Raw genomic sequence first — 16,693 nt, 5'->3', positions numbered from 1 at the left:
GACTCGGCGACTCGTGGACCGGCGGTTGGCGCGTCAGCCCAGCCTGCGGAGTGCCTCCATGCGCTCGTGCGCCTGGGTCATGATCCGTTGGATCAGCTCGTCGCAGCTGGGCAGGTCGTCGATCATGCCGACGACCTGCCCCGAGGCCAGGACACCGGCCTCGGTGTTGCCCTCGACCAGGCCGGCCTTGAGCAGCATCGGGGTGTTGGCGGCCATGACGATCTGCTGCCACGTGCGGTCGGACGCCTTCTTCATGTTGAGGCCGTCCCTGGCGAGTGCCTGCCACCTCATGCCCGTCATGGACTTGAACTTGTTGGCGTTCTGGACGGCCGCCAACATCCCCTTGACGGGGCTGCCCGACTCCAGGGCGTTGACCAGGCCGGTACGCAGGACGCGGTGCGGCATGCCGTCGACACGGGTGGAGACGACGGTGTCCTGCAGCCCCTTCTCCAGGTACCGCTGCTTGACCGCGTCCGGGACGCGGGAATCGCTGGTGAGCAGGAACCGCGTGCCCATCGCGACGCCGGCGGCCCCGTAGGCGAGCGCGGCCACCAGGCCACGTCCGTCGAAGAACCCTCCACCCGCGATCACGGGGATGGAGGTGTTCCCGGCCCCACCGAGGGCGTCGATGACACTCGGGAGCAGCAGCGTCGTGGCGACCGGGCCGGTGTGACCGCCGCCCTCGCCGCCCTGGACGATCACCGCGTCGGCGCCCCAGGAGGCCACCTTGACGGCGTGTTTCGCCGCGCCGATGGAGGGGATGACGACGAGGCCGTTCTCCTTCAATCTGGCGATCAACTCCGGCTTGGGAGCGAGGGCGAACGACGCGACCCTCACCCCGTGGCGGATCATGAGCTCACACCGCTCGGCGGCGTCCTCGGCGTCGGCGCGGAGGTTGACCCCGAAGGGCTTGCTGGTCAGCTCCTTGGTGCGCACGATGGCGTTCTCGAGTTCCGCGTACGTCATGGTGGCCGAGGCGATGATCCCCAGCCCCCCGGCGTTGGCGGTGGCCGCGGTGAGCTCCGGACCGGACACCCACCCCATGCCCGTCTGGACGATCGGGTACTCGACGCCGACGAGCTCGGTGAAGGCCGTGGTGATGGTGGGGGCGTTCACGCGGCCGGCACCTCGCGATCGCGGAATCCGCGTGGGTCGAGGACTTCGCGGATGATGCGGAGCTCCTCGGCGGACGGGTCACGGGTGACGCCGGCCTCGGCCAGCCCCTCGATCTCGAACCCGGTGTTATCCGCGACCTCGTCCGCGGTGACGCCCGGGTGGAGGCTCACCGCCCGCATGCCGCGATCGGATCCGCCGAAGTCGAAGACGCCCAGGTTGGAGACGACGCGGTGAAGGTGGTGGTACCGGAACGCGGGGTCGCCCTCGCTGTAGCGGTTGTAGCCCACGCCGCAGATGATGTCGACCTTCTCGGTGAAGACGCGGGTGGAGTGCTTGCCCACCCAGTAGCTGGTCGCGTGGTTGATCGAGTTACCCGGGGCCCCTCGCAGGCCGAACATCTGGCGGGCGGGCTTCTGGACGTCGTCACCGAAGGCCGACAGGTTCTGGTTGCCGAACCGGTCGATCTGGTTGGCTCCCATCACCACGTGGCGGGTGCCGGCCTGGAGGACGTCGAACACGCGGGGGAACGGGATGTACCCCTCGAAGTCGATGACCTTGCCCAACGGCGGGGTCTGGCCGAGGAAGCGGTACTCGCCGTCGGTGATGAGCAGGTCCGGCTCGGTGGTGAGACGCGCGAGGCGCGCGCCGATGGTGGCCATCGGCGTCATGGGGGAGGCGAAGATCTCACCGGCACCGGCGAAGATCTCCGCGCACGCCACAGCGCAGTACTCGGCCCGGCTGACGGACTGGGTGGTGGTGTCGGTCATCACTTGGCTCCCTTGTCTGCGGCGGCAGCGGCCTTCTCGGCGGCGGCCTTATCCGCGAACGCGGTGACCGCCTTCTGGTAGTCCTCCTCGGACCCGGACAGGAACTCGGAGACGAAGGCCTCCCACGACGCGTCGTCCTTGGCCGAGGAGGCGTAGTGCCTCTGGAACGCCTCGTCACGGCCGTAGCCGCCGGCGAACGTGAAGTGCGCGCCGTTCGGCGCCTCGGAGACGGTGTCGACGAACATCCGGCTGAGCAGCATGCGCTGCGGGCCCACCTCGTTCATCAGCGCATCCGCCGACTCCACGACCTCGTCGACCTCGAGGAGGACAGTGTCCGCGGACATCGCGTAGAGGTCATCGAAGTAGCCGTCGACGCCCGTGAACGCGGCGTTGCCGTGCCTGTCGGCCTTGTCCAGGTGGATCAGGGCGGCGTCCAGACGCAGGGCCGGCATCGCCACCAGGGTCTCCGTCTGGCCGTCGACGAGGTAGGGGGAGTCGACGGTCTTGAGCTCGTCGCCCCAGAACCGGAAGACGTCCGAGCCGAGACCGGCGCGCGTGGGCAGGAACGGCAGGCGGTGCGCCGCGGCGGTGAGGCCGGCGCGGACCATGCCCTCGTCCATCTCGCGGGAGACGATCGCCCCCTCGGTGCGTCGGCGGGCGAACCAGGGGTCGTAGAACGGCGCGGAGTCCAGTGAGACGAAGCCGTAGTAGGCCTTGGAGACCTTCCCGGCCGAGCACAGCAGCCCCAGGTCCGGGCCGCCGAAGGTGACGACGGTGAGGTCGGTCAGGTCCTCGCGGCGCAGGATCGCGCGGACGAGCGCCATCGGCTTGCGCCGTGAGCCCCACCCGCCGATGCCGATGGTCATGCCGCTGGAGAGGCGTCCCACGGCCTCGTCGAGACTGGTGCGCTTGTCGCGCGGGGTGGGGGTCGTCGTCACTTGTTCTCGCCCGTCCTCTCGGCTCTGTTGTCTCGTCTGTCCAGGTTGCGGCCCGTCTTGACGAACTCATCCCGGTGCTCGTCGGCCACGCCGGCGAGGTTGAGTTCGAAGGTGAAGCCCTGCTCCATGCGGTACGAGGTCTTCACGTCGACCGGGTCGATGTGGTTGATGGCTTCCTTGGCCGCGCGGATCACCCGGGTGTCCTTGGCGGCGATCGTCTCCGCGAGGTCACGCGCCGCCGCGTCCAGTCGGTCACGGGGCACCACCTCGTACACCGTCCCCCAGCTGTGCAGCTGCTGGGCGGTGACGTTGCGGGAGGTGAAGTACAGCGTGCGCATCATGTGCGTCGGGACCATGCGCGCGAGGTGGGTCGCGGCGCCGAGCGCTCCCCGGTCCACCTCGGGCAGCCCGAACACCGCGTCGTCGGAGGCGACGATGCAGTCGGCGTTCCCCACGAGCCCGATGCCGCCGCCGACGCAGAACCCGTTCACCGCGGCGATCACGGGGACCGCGCATTCGTAGACGGCGTTGAACGCCACATAGCAGCCACGGTTGGCGGCCAGGAGGTGGTCGTGGCCCTCGAAGTTCTGCATCTCCTTGATGTCGACGCCCGCGTTGAATCCCCGGCCCTCGGCTCGGAGGATCACGACGTGGACCTCCGGGTCGCGCCCGGCGGCGAGGATCTGCTCGCCGAGTTCGAACCACCCCGCGGACGGGATGGCGTTGACGGGGGGAAAGTCGACGGTGACGGTCGCGATGCCGTCCGATCCCTTGTCGACACTGATGCCCATGGTGCTCCCTTCGCACGCCGCCGCTGTGCTTCAGCGGTCGGGTGACTAACCAAACGCTTGCTTGGTAGGCTAGCACGCATGTCGAACATCGATCTGGGTCTGGCGGGCAGGGTCGTCCTCGTCACGGGCGGCGTCCGTGGCGTCGGCGCGGGGATCAGCAGGGTCTTCCGCGAAGCCGGGGCCGTCGTCGTCACCTGCGCGCGTCGCCCCGCCGACGAGGGGTCCGACGTCTCGGATCTCGAGTTCCACTCCGTCGACCTCCGGGACCCCGACGCGGTGCGGGCGATGGTCGACCGGATCGTGGAACGACACGGTCGGCTGGACGTGGTGGTCAACAACGCCGGCGGCGCCCCGTTCGCCCTGGCTGCCGACGCCAGCGCCAACTTCCACTCCAAGATCATCGCGCTGAACCTGCTGTCCGCGCTCACGGTGGCCCAGGAGGCGAACCGGGTCATGCAGCCGACCGGCGGGGCGATCGTCAACATCTCCTCGGTCTCCGGCCACCGGCCCTCGCCCGGGACCGCCTCGTACGGGGCCGCCAAGGCGGGCATCGACTCGCTCACGCAGTCCCTGGCCGTCGAGTGGGCGCCCGCGGTGCGGATCAACTCCGTGGTGGTGGGCCCGGTCAAGACCGAGCTCGCCGAGTTGCACTACGGGGACTCCGACGGTGTGGCCGCGGTGGACGCCACGATCCCGATGGGCCGGATGGCGGACCCGCGGGACGTGGGCCAGGCGGCCGCGTTCCTGGCCTCGCCGTTGGCGGCCTACATCACGGGCGCCGAACTCCTGGTCCACGGGGGCGGCGAGAAGCCGGCGTTCCTCTCGGCGGCCAACGCCAACACCAGTCCCTGACATCACCGAACAACTATCCAAGGAGAACCATGGGAATCTGCGACGGACGCGTCGTCATCGTCACCGGCGCCGGCCGCGGGATCGGCCGGGAGCACGCACTGGCCTTCGCGGCCGAGGGGGCCAGGGTCGTGGTCAACGACCTCGGCGCCGGGCTCGACGGATCGGACGTGGGGGAGTCCCCGGCCGAGCAGGTGGTGGAGGAGATCCGGGCAGCCGGCGGTGAGGCCGTGGTCAACGGCAACGACATCTCCTCGTGGGAAGGTGCACGCGAGCTCGTCCAGCAGGCGATCGACCACTTCGGGGGACTCGACGTGCTGGTCAACAATGCCGGCTTCCTCCGCGACAAGATGCTTGTCGGGATGGGGGAGCAGGACTGGGACAACGTGATCACCGTCCACCTCAAGGGCCACTTCGCGCCGCTGCGTCACGCCGCCGAGTACTGGCGCGCCGAGTCGAAGGCCGGCCGCCCCCGCCAGGCCAGGGTCATCAATACCTCGTCGGGAGCCGGGCTGTTCGGCTCGGTGGGACAGGGCAACTACGCGACCGCGAAGGCGGGCATCGCGCTGCTGACCATCCAGACCGCCGCGGAGATGAAGGGGTACGGCGTGACCGCCAACGCCATCGCCCCCGCTGCGCGTACCCGTATGACCACCTCCGCAGGGGAGGGTATGGCCTCTCAGATGGCCGCGCCCGAGGACGGGTCCTTCGACGCCATGGACCCGGCCAACGTCTCGCCGCTCGTCGTGTGGCTTGGGTCGGCGGAGTCGGCCGAGGTCACCGGCCGCGTGTTCGAGGTCGAGGGAGGAAAGGTCACCGTGTGCGACGGATGGCAGCGCGCCGCGTCCGAGGACAAGGGTGCCAAGTGGGACCCGGCAGAGCTCGGATCGGTGGTGCCGCGACTGCTCTCCGGGTCGCCGGCGCCGGTGCCCGTGTACGGCGCTCGCTGAGCCGCCCGGCCTGACCTGCGCCCGGCCTGAACTGCGAGAAGGAGCCCCGCACCATCACGGTGCGGGGCTCCTTCTCTGGTCCCGGGCTCAGCGCCCGGCATCAGGTGACTCAGTTCTCGGGATCCGGGCAGTCCTGCGCGTGAACCGATCCCGCGTTCGCGAGCTGGTCGACCTGCTCCTGCGGCAGGTCGCAGATCGTGGGCAGCGGCGGCAGGCCGGGCATCGGGGGCAGGGCGGGGAGCGCCACGCCACCATTGATCGCGGCGCCCGCGAGGACGAGCGTCCCGCCCAGGGACAGGACCGGCAGCAGGGCGATTCCCGAACCGCTCTCGCCGCCCAGGCTGGCCGCGGCCTCCAGGGAGCTGAGTGCGCCCATCTCGGACCCGAGGTTCGTCGATCCGACGCCCTGGAGAGAACCGTTCTCCAGCGAACCGGTCAGCGCGGTGAGCGAGCCGTTGACCGCGGTGAGTTCACCGAAGGAGCCGGTCAGCACGTCGGCGCTGCCACCGGTGGATCCGGTGATCAGGTCCGAACTCTGGCCCGTGGAGCCGCTGTTGCCCGAGAGGGATCCGGAGACCTCCTCGATGGAACCGGACAGTGCGGGCAGGATCCCACCATCGGCGATAGAGCCGATGATCGGGTCGGCGGAATTGCTCTCCACCGAACCGGCGAGTTGGTTGGCGGAGCCGTTGGTCAACGACCCGGCGATCCCCTCACCGACGAGCTCGGCGGAGCCGCCGATGCCCTCTGTCGACCCGTCCGGGAAGTTGGCGGACAGCGGCGGGAGTTCCGCTGACCCGCCGAGGAGGTTGAGCTCGGTGGACAGTGGCTCCATACCCAGCGAGCTGACGATCGGTGCCATCCCGATCGATCCGAGCGGCGCCGGCGTTGCCGAGCCGCCGAGGAGGTTGGTCGAGAGCGGGGCCATGTCCGTGGATCCCATTCCGGTGGAGCCGGTGAGGGGGCTGTTCAGGGACCCGACAAGGGACACCGGCAGATCCGAGGACCCCTCGAGAAGGTTGAGTTCGGTGGAGAACGGCGAGGTCCCGAGCGATCCCCAGAGCTCGTCAGGCAGATCGGAGGAGGTGAAGCCGCCCGAGCCGGTGATGAGTTCGGTGGACAGCGGCTCCATGCCTGAGGAACCGATAAGGGCGGCGGGCAGAGCCGCGGAACCGCCGAGTGGCAGAGGGGGCAGAGCCGCTGATCCATCGAAGAGGTTGAGTTCGGTGGAGAACGGCGAGGTGCCGAGGGATCCCCAGAGGGCGTCAGGCAGATCGGAGGAGGTGAAGGCCTGGGAGCCACCGAGGGGCTGGTCGGCGCTGAGGGGCGCCAACTGGGACGAGCCGGAGAGGGGCTGCGTGCTCAGCGGAGGTAGAGCCGTCGATCCACCGAGTGGATCCAGAACGGCGGATCCGCCGGCGAGATCGCCACCGGAACCGGCGGCGTCACCGGCAGACCCCGTGACCGCCCCGATCAGGGGGCCGAGAAGGGTGCCACCGAGCCAGTCTTCGATGGAGCCCTGTGTCACCCCGACGGGCAGCGAACTGTCGCCGCTCTGTGCATTGGCCGTGCCGGCGGTCGCGGACATCGCGAGAGCCGCGCTAGCGGCGACCGCGACGGCCTTGCTGGACTTCCTCATCAGAGTACCTTTCTTCGAAGCGGCCCACTCGAACTCGAACCGCATGTGAACCCGTGGGTCCAGGCGATAAACTTAGACTCACATGAGAATCCTCTAAGCAGGTTCCGCTGTCAATGCCTTACTCGCGATTTGCAACTCGTGTGACTAATGGTGTTCGTGGTGCGAAATGCACGCGGCCGGGACCTCTCGGGAGGAGAGGCCCCGGCCGGGGCAGGAACGCCGACGTCAGCCGAGCGGTTCGCAGATCACCACCGGGATGACCCTGCTCGTGTTGGCCTGGTACGAGGCGAAGTCCGAGTAGCGCTCGACGAGGCGGGGCCAGAGTTCGGCGCGCTCCTCTGCGGTCGCCTCCCTCGCCGTCATCGCCCGGGTCCTCCGCCCGACCTGGATGGTGACCTCGGGGTTCACCAGGACGTTCCTGTACCACTGTGGGTGCTTGGGCAGTCCGCCCTGTGAGGCGACCAGGAGGACCCGGTCACCGTCGGGGAGATGGAGCAGCGGCACCGTGCGCGGTTCGCCGGACTTGCGCCCCGTCGTGGTCACCAGGCAGACCGGAACCGGTGCCTTCAACGCCGATCCCACCCGCCAGTTGCCTCCGATACGGCCGCCGGAGACGCGGTACGTCCAGGTGTTGACGCGGGACATCACCTTGATGATGCCGAGGACCCACGGCTTGGACCGCCGGGGATCGTCCACGCCGGTCTCCACCCCGGGATGCCTCTCGCTCACTTCGACCCCGGCAGCGGCGCGCGGACGATCACGTGCTTGCCCGGGAAGAACGCCGCCAGCTCGCGTCGGCTCTCCTTCAGTGCGGCCAGGCCGAAGCCCTTCTTGCGCTCCTCGGGGTGGATCCAGATGGCCACGTCGACATCGCCGTCGTCGATCTGCTCACCGAACACCAGGCCCACCGGCTGGTCGCGAGAGGTATCCACCGCGACGAACCACATGGCCGACTCGGCCTCGACGCGCCGCAGTCCCTCGCGCAGTTCGGCCTCGGTCTTCTGTTCGTCCCACGCGCCGCCGGTCGCGGAGGTCTCGTCCGAGGACCGGGAGTGGAAGAGGGACTTGTGGTGCTCCGAGTCGCGGAACGGGTGCAGGGTGAACCCGCCCGGTCCCGTCGGAGCGGATGCGTCGCCCGGCTGGCCCAGAAGGTTCTCCAGCGGCGCCCGGAGTACGTCTTCGGCCTCTTCGGAGGAGATGGAGAGGAGGTCGGCCAGTGCCGCTGCGGCGTCCTGCCTGGTCTCCACTGACGCGAGGGCCAAGACCTCGCTCCTGCGGGCCGCGGCTGTCTCGATGGCGTTGCTGCTCATGTCAGATCCTCTCGATGATGCTCGCCGAGGCCTGGGCGCCGCCCGCGCACATCGTGATGAGGGCGCGGTCGCCGTCCGTGCGCTCGAGCTCGTGCAGGGCGGTCGTGATTAGCCTAGCGCCGGTGCTACCGACGGGATGTCCGATCGCGATGGCGCCGCCGTTGACGTTGACCTTGTCCATGTCCGGCCCGTGAACCTGCGCCCAGCTGAGCAGGACCGAGGCGAAGGCCTCGTTGCACTCGAAGAGGTCGAAGTCGGAGATGGACATCCCCGACCGGTCGAGTACGCGCTGGGTGGCCTGGACGGGGCCGTCGAGGTGGTACTCGGGCTCGCCGCCGACCAGTGCCTGGTGGACGATCCGCGCGCGGGGTCGGAGTCCGTGTGCCTTGGCGACGTCCTCGTCCATGAGCAGGACCGCGGCCGAACCGTCGGACATCTGGCTGGACGTGCCCGCGGTGTGCAGGCCACCCTCGAGCACCGGTGTGAGGCCGGCGAGCGCCTCCGCAGTGGTCTCGCGCAGGCCCTGGTCGCGGGTGACGGACACCGTCTCGCCGGTGTACGTGCCGTCCTTGAGGCGCTCGGGGGCGTCGACCGCGAAGGTCTCACGGTCGAAGCGTCCCTCGTCCCACGCCCGCTTGGCGTTGGCCTGGGACCGGACGCCGAGCTCCTCGAGCTGCTCACGGGTGATCCCGCGCCGGTTAGCGATCCGGTCGGCCGCGGTGAACTGATCCGGCAGGTCCACCGTCCAGTCGTCGGGGCGGGGCATGCCGTTGGAACCGTCACCCACGGCGGCGCGCAGGGCGATCCAGCTCATCGACTCCACTCCGCAGGCGATCCCGACATCCATCGCGCCGGCGTGGATGAGGTTGGCGATGAAGTGGTTGGCCTGCTGAGCGGACGAGCACTGGCAGTCGATCGTCGTGCACGCGGTCTGCCACGGCAGTCCGGAGGCGAGCCACGCGCCGCGGGTGACGTTGTTGCCCTGCGCACCGGCCTGGGTGACACAGCCGCCCACGACCTGCTCGACCAGCGACGCGTCGATCCCGGCGCGCCGGATGACCTCCTTCTGGGAGGCGCCCAGCAGGTGTGCGGGGTGCAGGCCCGACAGTGCGCCGCGAGCCTTGCCGATCGGGGAGCGAACGGCCTCGACGATGACGGGATTGCCCATGGTGGTCCTTCCGGGTGACCGGGCCCGATGAAAACAGGGACCCAGGGGGAACGTGTTCTAGTATGGTGGGTGGAACGTGTTCTAGATTACCGCTCGGGTCCCGGGTTCGCAGTATCCCGGGGTCGTCGGTCGACGAGCACGAGACGCATCCGACGCGGTCAAGGAGTACCAGTGCAGGCAGTCACCATCCCCGAGGGTTTCGACTTCACGGACCCGGAGCTCTACGAGAAGCGGCTCCCGCATCCGGAGTGGGCTCACCTCCGTCGCACCGAACCGATCCGGTGGTGCGCCAACGAGCCCGGGGCCGACGGCTTCGACGACCACGGGTACTGGGTGGTCACCAAGCACGAGGACGTCAAGGAGATCTCCCGGCGCACCAACGAGGTGTTCTCCACCTTCGAGAACACCGCGATCCCGCGCTTCGCACCGGGCACCGAGCGCGAGATCGTCGAGCTGACCCGCCTGCTGTTCATCAACCAGGACGGTGAAGAGCACAAGAAGTACCGGCGCACCATCTCCAAGGGCTTCACCCCGCGCAACATCGAGAAGCTCCGGGACCACCTCGCCGAGAAGGCGCGGGTCATCGTCGAGACCGCGGCCGCCAAGGGCAGCGGCGACTTCATCACCGAGGTGGCCTCCGAGCTGCCTCTGCAGGCGATCGCCGAGCTCATCGGCATCCCCCTCGAGGACCGGCATCAGATCTTCGAGTGGTCCAACCAGATGACCAGTTACGACGTACCCGGCAAGGTCGAAGAGTCGCAGATGGCCAACGCCATGGTCCTGTCCTATGCGCAGGACCTCGCTGCCAAGCGCGAGATCGATCCCCGTGACGACCTGGTCACCAAGCTCATCCAGGCCGACATCGACGGCGAGAGGCTCACCGCCGACGAGTTCGGTTGGTTCGTGGTGCTGTTGGCCGTGGCCGGCAACGAGACCACCCGCAACGCCACCACACACGGGATGGTCGCCTTCCTCGACAACCCCGACCAGTGGGAGCTGTTCAAGGCCGAGCGCCCCGCGACCGCGTACGACGAGATCCTCCGCTGGGCCTCGCCGATCACGTCGTTCCAGCGCACCGCCACCGAGGACGTCGAGATCGGGGGCGTGACCATGAAGAAGGGCGACCGCGCCGCCATCATGTACGGCTCGGCGAACTTCGACGAGGACGTTTTCGAGGACCCCTTCTCGTTCAACATCCTGCGCGATCCCAACCCGCACCTGAGTTTCGGCGGGAACGGCCCGCACTACTGCATCGGGGCGAACCTGGCCAGGCTGCAGATCGAACTGATCTTCAACGCCATCGCCGATCACCTCCCCAACCTGGAGGCCCTCGGGGAGCCCTCCCGCATCCGCTCGGGGTGGCTCAACGGCATCACCGAGTGGTCGGTCGACTACAAGTGCCCGGTCATGCGCTGACCCGAGCCCCCACACACGGCCCGGCCCACGGCCCCGACCCCGCCTTCTCGCCAGGCCGGGTCGGGGCCGCGGTTCTCTCCGGGCGGGCCTCGTCGTCATCCCTCGGAGAGGCTCCATCGATTAGGCCGAACCCCGTCGGGCGGAGGCCGGAGGAGGCAGTGTGAAAGACATGCTCGACCACCGCTACGTCGACCGCGACGGCGTCCGTCTCCACTACGTCGTCGCCGAACCGGACACGGCATCCGCGGACGGCCACCCTGGTTCCGCGGACGGCCCCCCGGGCACCGTGGTCCTCCTCCACGGTTTCCCGCACTTCTGGTTCACCTGGCACCGCATGATCCCCGTCCTCGCCGCAGCCGGGTGGCGGGTCATCGCGCCCGACCTGCGCGGCATGGGTGGTTCGGATGCGCCGGCCGACGTCCAGGCCTACTCGCCGGGCGAGGTGGTCGACGACGTCCTGGCGGTGTGCGACGCCGAGGGTGCGGCGCGCGTGGTGGTGGTGGGCTTCGATTTCGGCGCGGGCGTCGCGTACGACACCTGCCATCTGGAACCGGGGCGGGTGCGCGCGGTGATCGGGATGGAGAACCCGTTCATGGGTACCGCTGGGTCGGTGCCGCCGCTGGAGGGTTCGGCGATGATGGCCGAGAAGCACTTCCTGCACCTGAACTACTTCACGCAGCCGGGAGTGGCGGAGGCCGATCTCGCCGGTCGCGAGCGGGAGTTCCTCACCCGGGTCTTCTACGCCCTGTCCGCGGAGTACCACTACCTCGACGTCTGGCAGCACCCCCCGGGGTCGACCTATCTCGAGGCACTGCCCGAGGCGCCGCCGCTGCCGTGGCCGTGGTTGTCCGTCGAGGAGATGGACGTCTACGAGGCCGAGTACGCCCGGACCGGGTTCGCCGGCCCGCTGCAGTGGTACCGGGCGATGGACGTGTCGTGGTTCGCGCGCAAAGAGTTCGAGCGGCAGACCAACCCCGTCCCGTTCTACTTCCTCTACTCCGAGCACGACCCGGACCTCGAGGGCTTCCACGGCCGGGATCCGCTCTCCAAGCTGGGGCGTCATCACGACGATGTGCGGATGGTCCGGGCGATCTCCTCACCGGCGGGGCATCTCATGCACCTGGAGGCCACGGAGGACACCCACCGGGAGATCCTCGCCTGCCTGGCGGACATCGCGGCCGCCGTTCCTGCCTGAGGCACTCGGCTGGCGCATGTCACCCCGCCCCCGCCCGAGCTCGCACCCGACTACCTCTCCAGCACGCCCCTCGACTGCTCCGAGCCTGGTTGGCGGACACGAGCTTCCGGTTGGCGGACAGGGGCTTCGGGCTGGCGGACAGGGGCTCCGGGTTGGCGGACATTTTTCGCGTTTCAGGCCCGGTTTTCGCATATCGGGTCCGCCAGCTGCGAGGGGTGTCCGCCCGGCGAGGACATGGCCGCCAAGCGGGGTGGGGTGCCCGCCAGCTGCCACGCGAGGGCTCGTTCAGGATGAAGTCAGGTGCTGGAGGTCTCGTCGGGCGCGGGTCAGGGCACTCGCGATATGGCCGATGACCTCTTCCGGGCGCATTCCCTTTGTCACACGGACGACCTGCCAGCCAAGGTCCGCCAACCGAGCGGTGATCCGGAGGTCCCGGCGCCACTGTTCCGGATCTCCGTGATGTCTGCCGTCGTAGAAGATCGCGACCTTCTCGCGGGCGTACGCGAGGTCGGCAATTGTGAGGAGATGTCCCGACGGTTCACATATCTCGAACTGCGAGACAGGCTGAGGCAGTGAGGAGCGCTCGATTCTGAGCCGGAGGAGGCTCTCCTGCGGAGAGTGCGCGTCCGCGTCGCAGGCGTCGAGCAGTCGAACCACCCTCGAGACCCCGTGTTGGCCGGGCATCCGGGTTGCAGCGTCGGCAACCGCGCGCACGCTGGTGTTGGTGGCGAAGCACACGGAGTCCACGATGCAGATCCTCCGATCAGCGCCAGTGGACCACCTTGCCACGTCGACCGCGGTTCGGGCTGGTGCGGTAATTCGTACTCCGCCGATCTCGCACGCGTCCGCGGCCGGGATGGGTTGCCGCAGCCGGCGCTCCCGAACCCCGGTCGGCACGCGGGGCTCGGCTGAGGTGAAGACATCGACGACGCCGTTGCCCCGCTCTGTCGAGTACCAGTGTTCCCCATGGAGGTACGCGGCGGACCACCCTCCGATCACCGCGTCTGCAGGCGCCCAGATGTCGACCGCACGAATGAAGTCCCACCTGCTCAGCCGTGCCCCCTTCGCGGCGTACACACCGGGGACGATCATTCTGAACGCCGATCGGAGCGCGTATCTCGTCACCAGTCCGGTCTCGAGAGCCTGGCTCGCCGCGAATGGCTGCCCGCCTGCAACCGCATCCGCCAACGAGGCGGGGAGCGGGGTGGGAGGCCGGGTGTCTCGGAATCGCCGGTCGCGTCTCATGGCGCCAATCCTGACCGGTCATCACGTGTCGACCGGCGGGTGACGACGTCCATGTGGACAGGGATGACGACGATTCACAGGAACTACGACGAGTTCAGTCCGCCTGGCTCACGTGGCGGTCCGGCAGACCGGGCGGACCCGCTCCCCGAGTTGGCGGACATGCTTCCTCAGCTGGCGGGCAGGAGGTGCCAAAATGGGCCCGGAATCGCACGAGAAGTCCGCCAACCGCGGAGGCAAGTCCGCCAACCGCGGGGCATGTCCGCCAACCGCGGGGGGAAGTCCGCCAACCGCGGGGGCATGTCCGCCAACCGCGGGGGCATGTCCGCCAGGCAGGCTGGCCGGGGGCTGACGAGACCTGGGCAGGGCTAGGAACCGAGACCGTACTTCTCGCCGAAGGCGGCGATGGACTCGAGCTTCTGTTCGGTGGAGCAGTCGAACCCGTGGCCGTCGACCATCCAGGGCATCACGATGATGTCGGTGACCCCGGCCTCGGCCAGCTCCGTGAAGCCCCGGGTGCCGAAGCGGTCCAGGCACACCACCTGGATGGCGAAGGGTTTGCCGTCGCCGCGGTCGGCCAGTGAGCGCCCGTCGGCCTCGAGGAGCTCGCCCAGGCGCGTCACGGTGGCCACGATCTCGTCGTAACCCATCATGGCGCTGGTCCAGCCCTGGCCCACGCGCGCGGCCCGCTTGAGCGCGATCTCGGTGTGTCCGCCCACGTAGAACGGCACCTGCTCGCTGGGCGCGGGGGTGAAGATCAGCTCGTCGAAGTCGAAGTGCTGGCCGTGGAACTCCATCCACTCACCCCGCAGGGCCTGGCGCATGATCGCCAGCGACTCGTCCGTGCGCTTGCCGCGGCCCTTGAACGGCGCGCCGCACCACTCGAACTCGTTGGGGTCCCAGCCGATGCCCACGCCCAGGTCCAAGCGGTTCCCGGTGAGCAACGCCACTGAGGCCACCTGCCTGGTGAGCAACAGCGGATTGCGCGGGCCGACCTTGAGCACCTGCGGGCAGAAGCGGATGGTCGAGGTGGCCCCGCCCATGGCCGCGGAGGCGATGAGCGGCTCTACCCACTGCGTGTCCTCGTTCCACATGCGCGAGCCGTCGGGGGTGTACGGGTAGTCCTCGTCCTGGCGTCGCGGGTGGAACAGCGAGTCGGGCAGGACGATCCGGTCGAAGCCGGCGGCCTCGGCACCGCGGGCGATATCGATGATCTGATCGACGGGGGAGAAGGAGATGGGGACGGAGAACTCGGCGTCCACTACGCGGCCCATGGTCACTGGCCCTTTCCGGCGGCGCCGGCGATGGCGGCCCTGTCGTCGTCGGTGAGCGGCCGCAGTCCCGAGGCCATGGCCACGTCCTGCTCCCAGAAGGCGCGAAGGGAGACCAGACGACCGTCGGCGTCGACGCGGTAGTCCACGGCGATGTCGATCTCCATGATGCTGGAGCCCATGTGGGTGCGCATGGTGCCGACGCAGAGCAGTTCGTCGCCCGCGGCGATCCCCCGATCGAAGCGGAACTCGATGTGGTCCGGGGTGGCCACGGCTTTCTCCCAGAACTCCAGGAGTCGCGTCGTGCCGGTGTGGCCGATTCCCTCGGCGTCGAACATCGACGGACCCACGGGATCCTCGATGGTGCCCTCGGGAGACCATCCGGCGATCCAGGCGTCGCGGTCGCCGGCGTTGGTCGCGGCCCACGAGCGGCGCGCGGCGGCGAAGGCGGGACTGGCCAGGGCGGCGTCGCTCATCTCCAGAGGCCGATACTGGCCGGTCTCATCGAGGTACGGATTGCTCATGAGTGACGCTCCGGACGGTCGGTCCCCACGACCCACATGGAGAAGTACTGGGACCCGCCGCCGTAGGCGTGACCGAGGGCCTTGCGTGCCCCCGGGACCTGGTGCTCGTCGGCGCGGCCCATGACCTGCCGGGCGGCCTCGGCGAAGCGCAGCATGCCGGACGCGCCGATCGGGTTGGAGCACAGCACGCCGCCGGACGGGTTGACGGGCAGGGACCCGTCGCGCGCGGTGGCACCGGACTCGGTCATGCGCCAGCCCTCGCCCTCCTCGCAGAACCCGAGGTTCTCCAGCCACATGGGCTCGAACCAGGAGAAGGGGACGTAGATCTCGGCCGCATCGATCTCCTCGGCCGGGTTGGTGATCCCGGCCTCGGCCCAGAGCGCGGCGGCGGCGTCGCGGCCGGCCTGCGGATTGCGGTAGTTGCGGAACGCGTAGGTGCCGGGCTCGGTGCGCAGCGCGGTGGCGTGCACCCAGGCGACGTTCCGGCCGGTGGACTCGACCGCCTCGGCCGCCTCGGCGTCGCCGAGGACGATCGCGCAGGCGCCGTCGGAGGACGGGCAGGTCTCGTCGAACCGGATGGGGTCCCACAGCATCTGCCCCTGCAGCACCTTGTCCACCGTGAGGTCGGGCTGCTTGAGGTGGGCGTGGGGGTTGATGGACCCGTTGAGCCGATCCTTGACCGCCACCATCGCGCCGACGTGCTCAGGGGCCCCGGTGGTGCGGATGTAGGAGCGCACGTGCGGGGCGAAGTACCCGCCGGCACCGGCACCGACGGGGGCCGTGAACGGCACGGGCAGGCTGAGCGCCCACATGGCGTTGGACTCGGACTGCTTCTCCCACGCCACGGCCAGCACGCGACGGTAGCGGCCGGACTGGATGTGCGAGGCGGCCACCACGGCGGTGGAGCCGCCGACCGAGCCGGCGGTGTGGACGCGCAGGAGCGGCTTGCCGACCGCGCCGAGCGCATCGGCCATCATGAGCTCGGGCATCATCACGCCCTCGAACAGGTCGGGGGCCTTGCCCACGATCACCGCGTCGATGTCGTCCCATCCCACGCCGGCGTCGGCCATGGCGGCGTCGATCGCCTCGCGGCAGAGGCCGGCCATGGAGACGTCGGTGCGCCGGGCGACGTGGTGGGTCTGTCCGGTGCCGAGAACGGCCGCTGGGAGACCGGTGCTGTGGGCGCTCATGCGGGGCGTCCTTCCAGGAGGCAGATGAGGTTCTGCTGGAGCAGATGTCCGCTGGTGGCGTGGGCGAGGGCGCGTTCGGTGCGGCCCTCCATGACGTCGTTGGCGGCGTAGCCGACGCGCTCGAGCCCGGCGGAGAACAGCGGGTCCGCGAGCAACGATCCGCCGGACGGGGTCACGGCCACGTGATCGCCGATGCCCAGCGCGGCACGCAGGAGCAGTTCCTGGTGCGTGTACTGGGTGTGCAGCTCGGCGACGGTCACGCCCCCGAGGTCGGGCCGCTCGCCCGTGGACCGGGTGGCGCGCACGGCGGCGGCGCGGGCCGAGGGC

At 69.4% G+C, this 16,693-nt stretch carries 16 protein-coding genes and 1 pseudogene; 4 read left to right on the top strand and 13 right to left on the bottom strand.

The window, feature by feature from the left end; translation table 11 throughout:
* Positions 1-33 precede the first annotated feature (33 nt).
* The 4 genes from G6028_RS14005 to G6028_RS13990 are packed head-to-tail and all read right to left on the bottom strand — an operon-like array spanning position 34 to position 3,612.
* Positions 34-1,116 (bottom strand): nitronate monooxygenase, encoded by a 1,083-nt coding sequence (locus G6028_RS14005; protein ID WP_182659233.1) that lies wholly within the window; start codon positions 1,114-1,116, stop codon positions 34-36.
* On the bottom strand, positions 1,113-1,883 hold the full coding sequence (locus G6028_RS14000; RefSeq protein ID WP_182659232.1) for a CoA-transferase subunit beta: 771 nt from the start codon (positions 1,881-1,883) through the stop codon (positions 1,113-1,115). Before G6028_RS14000 ends, G6028_RS14005 begins: the two co-directional genes overlap by 4 nt.
* Positions 1,883-2,821: a CoA transferase subunit A gene (locus G6028_RS13995; RefSeq protein ID WP_182659231.1), complete on the bottom strand. Its 939-nt coding sequence runs from the start codon at positions 2,819-2,821 to the stop codon at positions 1,883-1,885. The genes G6028_RS14000 and G6028_RS13995 overlap by 1 nt, the downstream gene beginning before the upstream one ends.
* Positions 2,818-3,612: an enoyl-CoA hydratase family protein gene (locus G6028_RS13990; protein ID WP_182659230.1), complete on the bottom strand. Its 795-nt coding sequence runs from the start codon at positions 3,610-3,612 to the stop codon at positions 2,818-2,820. The genes G6028_RS13995 and G6028_RS13990 overlap by 4 nt, the downstream gene beginning before the upstream one ends.
* Before the next feature lie 78 nt (positions 3,613-3,690).
* Here G6028_RS13990 and G6028_RS13985 point away from each other — a divergent pair, with 78 nt between their 5' ends.
* The gene (locus G6028_RS13985) at positions 3,691-4,464 is read left to right on the top strand and encodes an SDR family oxidoreductase (protein ID WP_182659229.1); all 774 of its coding nucleotides are present in this window, start codon (positions 3,691-3,693) and stop codon (positions 4,462-4,464) included.
* A 29-nt stretch (positions 4,465-4,493) separates the two neighbouring features.
* Positions 4,494-5,411, top strand: a complete 918-nt coding sequence (locus G6028_RS13980) for an SDR family oxidoreductase (RefSeq protein ID WP_182659228.1) — start codon at positions 4,494-4,496, stop codon at positions 5,409-5,411.
* A gap of 109 nt (positions 5,412-5,520) precedes the next feature.
* On the opposite strand, the gene G6028_RS13975 is transcribed toward G6028_RS13980, so the two are convergent.
* From G6028_RS13975 to G6028_RS13960, 4 genes are all read right to left on the bottom strand, one after another.
* The gene (locus tag G6028_RS13975) at positions 5,521-7,050 is read right to left on the bottom strand and encodes a hypothetical protein (RefSeq protein ID WP_182659227.1); all 1,530 of its coding nucleotides are present in this window, start codon (positions 7,048-7,050) and stop codon (positions 5,521-5,523) included.
* A 225-nt stretch (positions 7,051-7,275) separates the two neighbouring features.
* The gene (locus tag G6028_RS13970; RefSeq protein WP_182635238.1) at positions 7,276-7,695 is read right to left on the bottom strand and encodes a nitroreductase family deazaflavin-dependent oxidoreductase; all 420 of its coding nucleotides are present in this window, start codon (positions 7,693-7,695) and stop codon (positions 7,276-7,278) included.
* Between the two features lie 80 nt (positions 7,696-7,775).
* Entirely contained in the window at positions 7,776-8,360 is a 585-nt protein-coding gene (locus G6028_RS13965; protein WP_182659226.1) for a GNAT family N-acetyltransferase, read from the bottom strand.
* A 1-nt stretch (position 8,361) separates the two neighbouring features.
* Positions 8,362-9,528: a steroid 3-ketoacyl-CoA thiolase gene (locus G6028_RS13960; protein WP_182659225.1), complete on the bottom strand. Its 1,167-nt coding sequence runs from the start codon at positions 9,526-9,528 to the stop codon at positions 8,362-8,364.
* 171 nt (positions 9,529-9,699) lie between these two features.
* Here G6028_RS13960 and G6028_RS13955 point away from each other — a divergent pair, with 171 nt between their 5' ends.
* Positions 9,700-10,944, top strand: coding sequence for a cytochrome P450 (locus tag G6028_RS13955; protein ID WP_182641185.1), 1,245 nt, complete (start codon positions 9,700-9,702; stop codon positions 10,942-10,944).
* Between the two features lie 169 nt (positions 10,945-11,113).
* Positions 11,114-12,139, top strand: a complete 1,026-nt coding sequence (locus G6028_RS13950; RefSeq protein WP_182659234.1) for an alpha/beta hydrolase — start codon at positions 11,114-11,116, stop codon at positions 12,137-12,139.
* 285 nt (positions 12,140-12,424) lie between these two features.
* Here G6028_RS13950 and G6028_RS13945 read toward each other — a convergent pair whose 3' ends face one another.
* From G6028_RS13945 to G6028_RS13925, 5 genes and pseudogenes are all read right to left on the bottom strand, one after another.
* Entirely contained in the window at positions 12,425-13,264 is an 840-nt protein-coding gene (locus tag G6028_RS13945) for a type IV toxin-antitoxin system AbiEi family antitoxin (RefSeq protein ID WP_179524567.1), read from the bottom strand.
* A gap of 485 nt (positions 13,265-13,749) precedes the next feature.
* Complete coding sequence (locus G6028_RS13940; protein ID WP_182659224.1) at positions 13,750-14,655, bottom strand: TIGR03619 family F420-dependent LLM class oxidoreductase; 906 nt, start codon at positions 14,653-14,655, stop codon at positions 13,750-13,752.
* Between the two features lie 2 nt (positions 14,656-14,657).
* The gene (locus tag G6028_RS13935) at positions 14,658-15,176 is read right to left on the bottom strand and encodes a nuclear transport factor 2 family protein (RefSeq protein ID WP_182640034.1); all 519 of its coding nucleotides are present in this window, start codon (positions 15,174-15,176) and stop codon (positions 14,658-14,660) included.
* Positions 15,173-16,366, bottom strand: a complete 1,194-nt coding sequence (locus G6028_RS13930) for a thiolase domain-containing protein (protein ID WP_182653773.1) — start codon at positions 16,364-16,366, stop codon at positions 15,173-15,175. The genes G6028_RS13935 and G6028_RS13930 overlap by 4 nt, the downstream gene beginning before the upstream one ends.
* Positions 16,363-16,693: pseudogene (locus G6028_RS13925) on the bottom strand (lipid-transfer protein); the annotation flags it as partial. The gene G6028_RS13930 and the pseudogene G6028_RS13925, both read right to left, overlap by 4 nt.

This window comes from Dietzia cercidiphylli (assembly GCF_014145145.1).
In the GTDB taxonomy this organism is placed as follows: Bacteria; Actinomycetota; Actinomycetes; order Mycobacteriales; family Mycobacteriaceae; genus Dietzia; species Dietzia natronolimnaea.
Note: the sequence above shows the minus strand (reverse complement) of the source record. Positions and strands in the feature narration are given on the sequence as shown.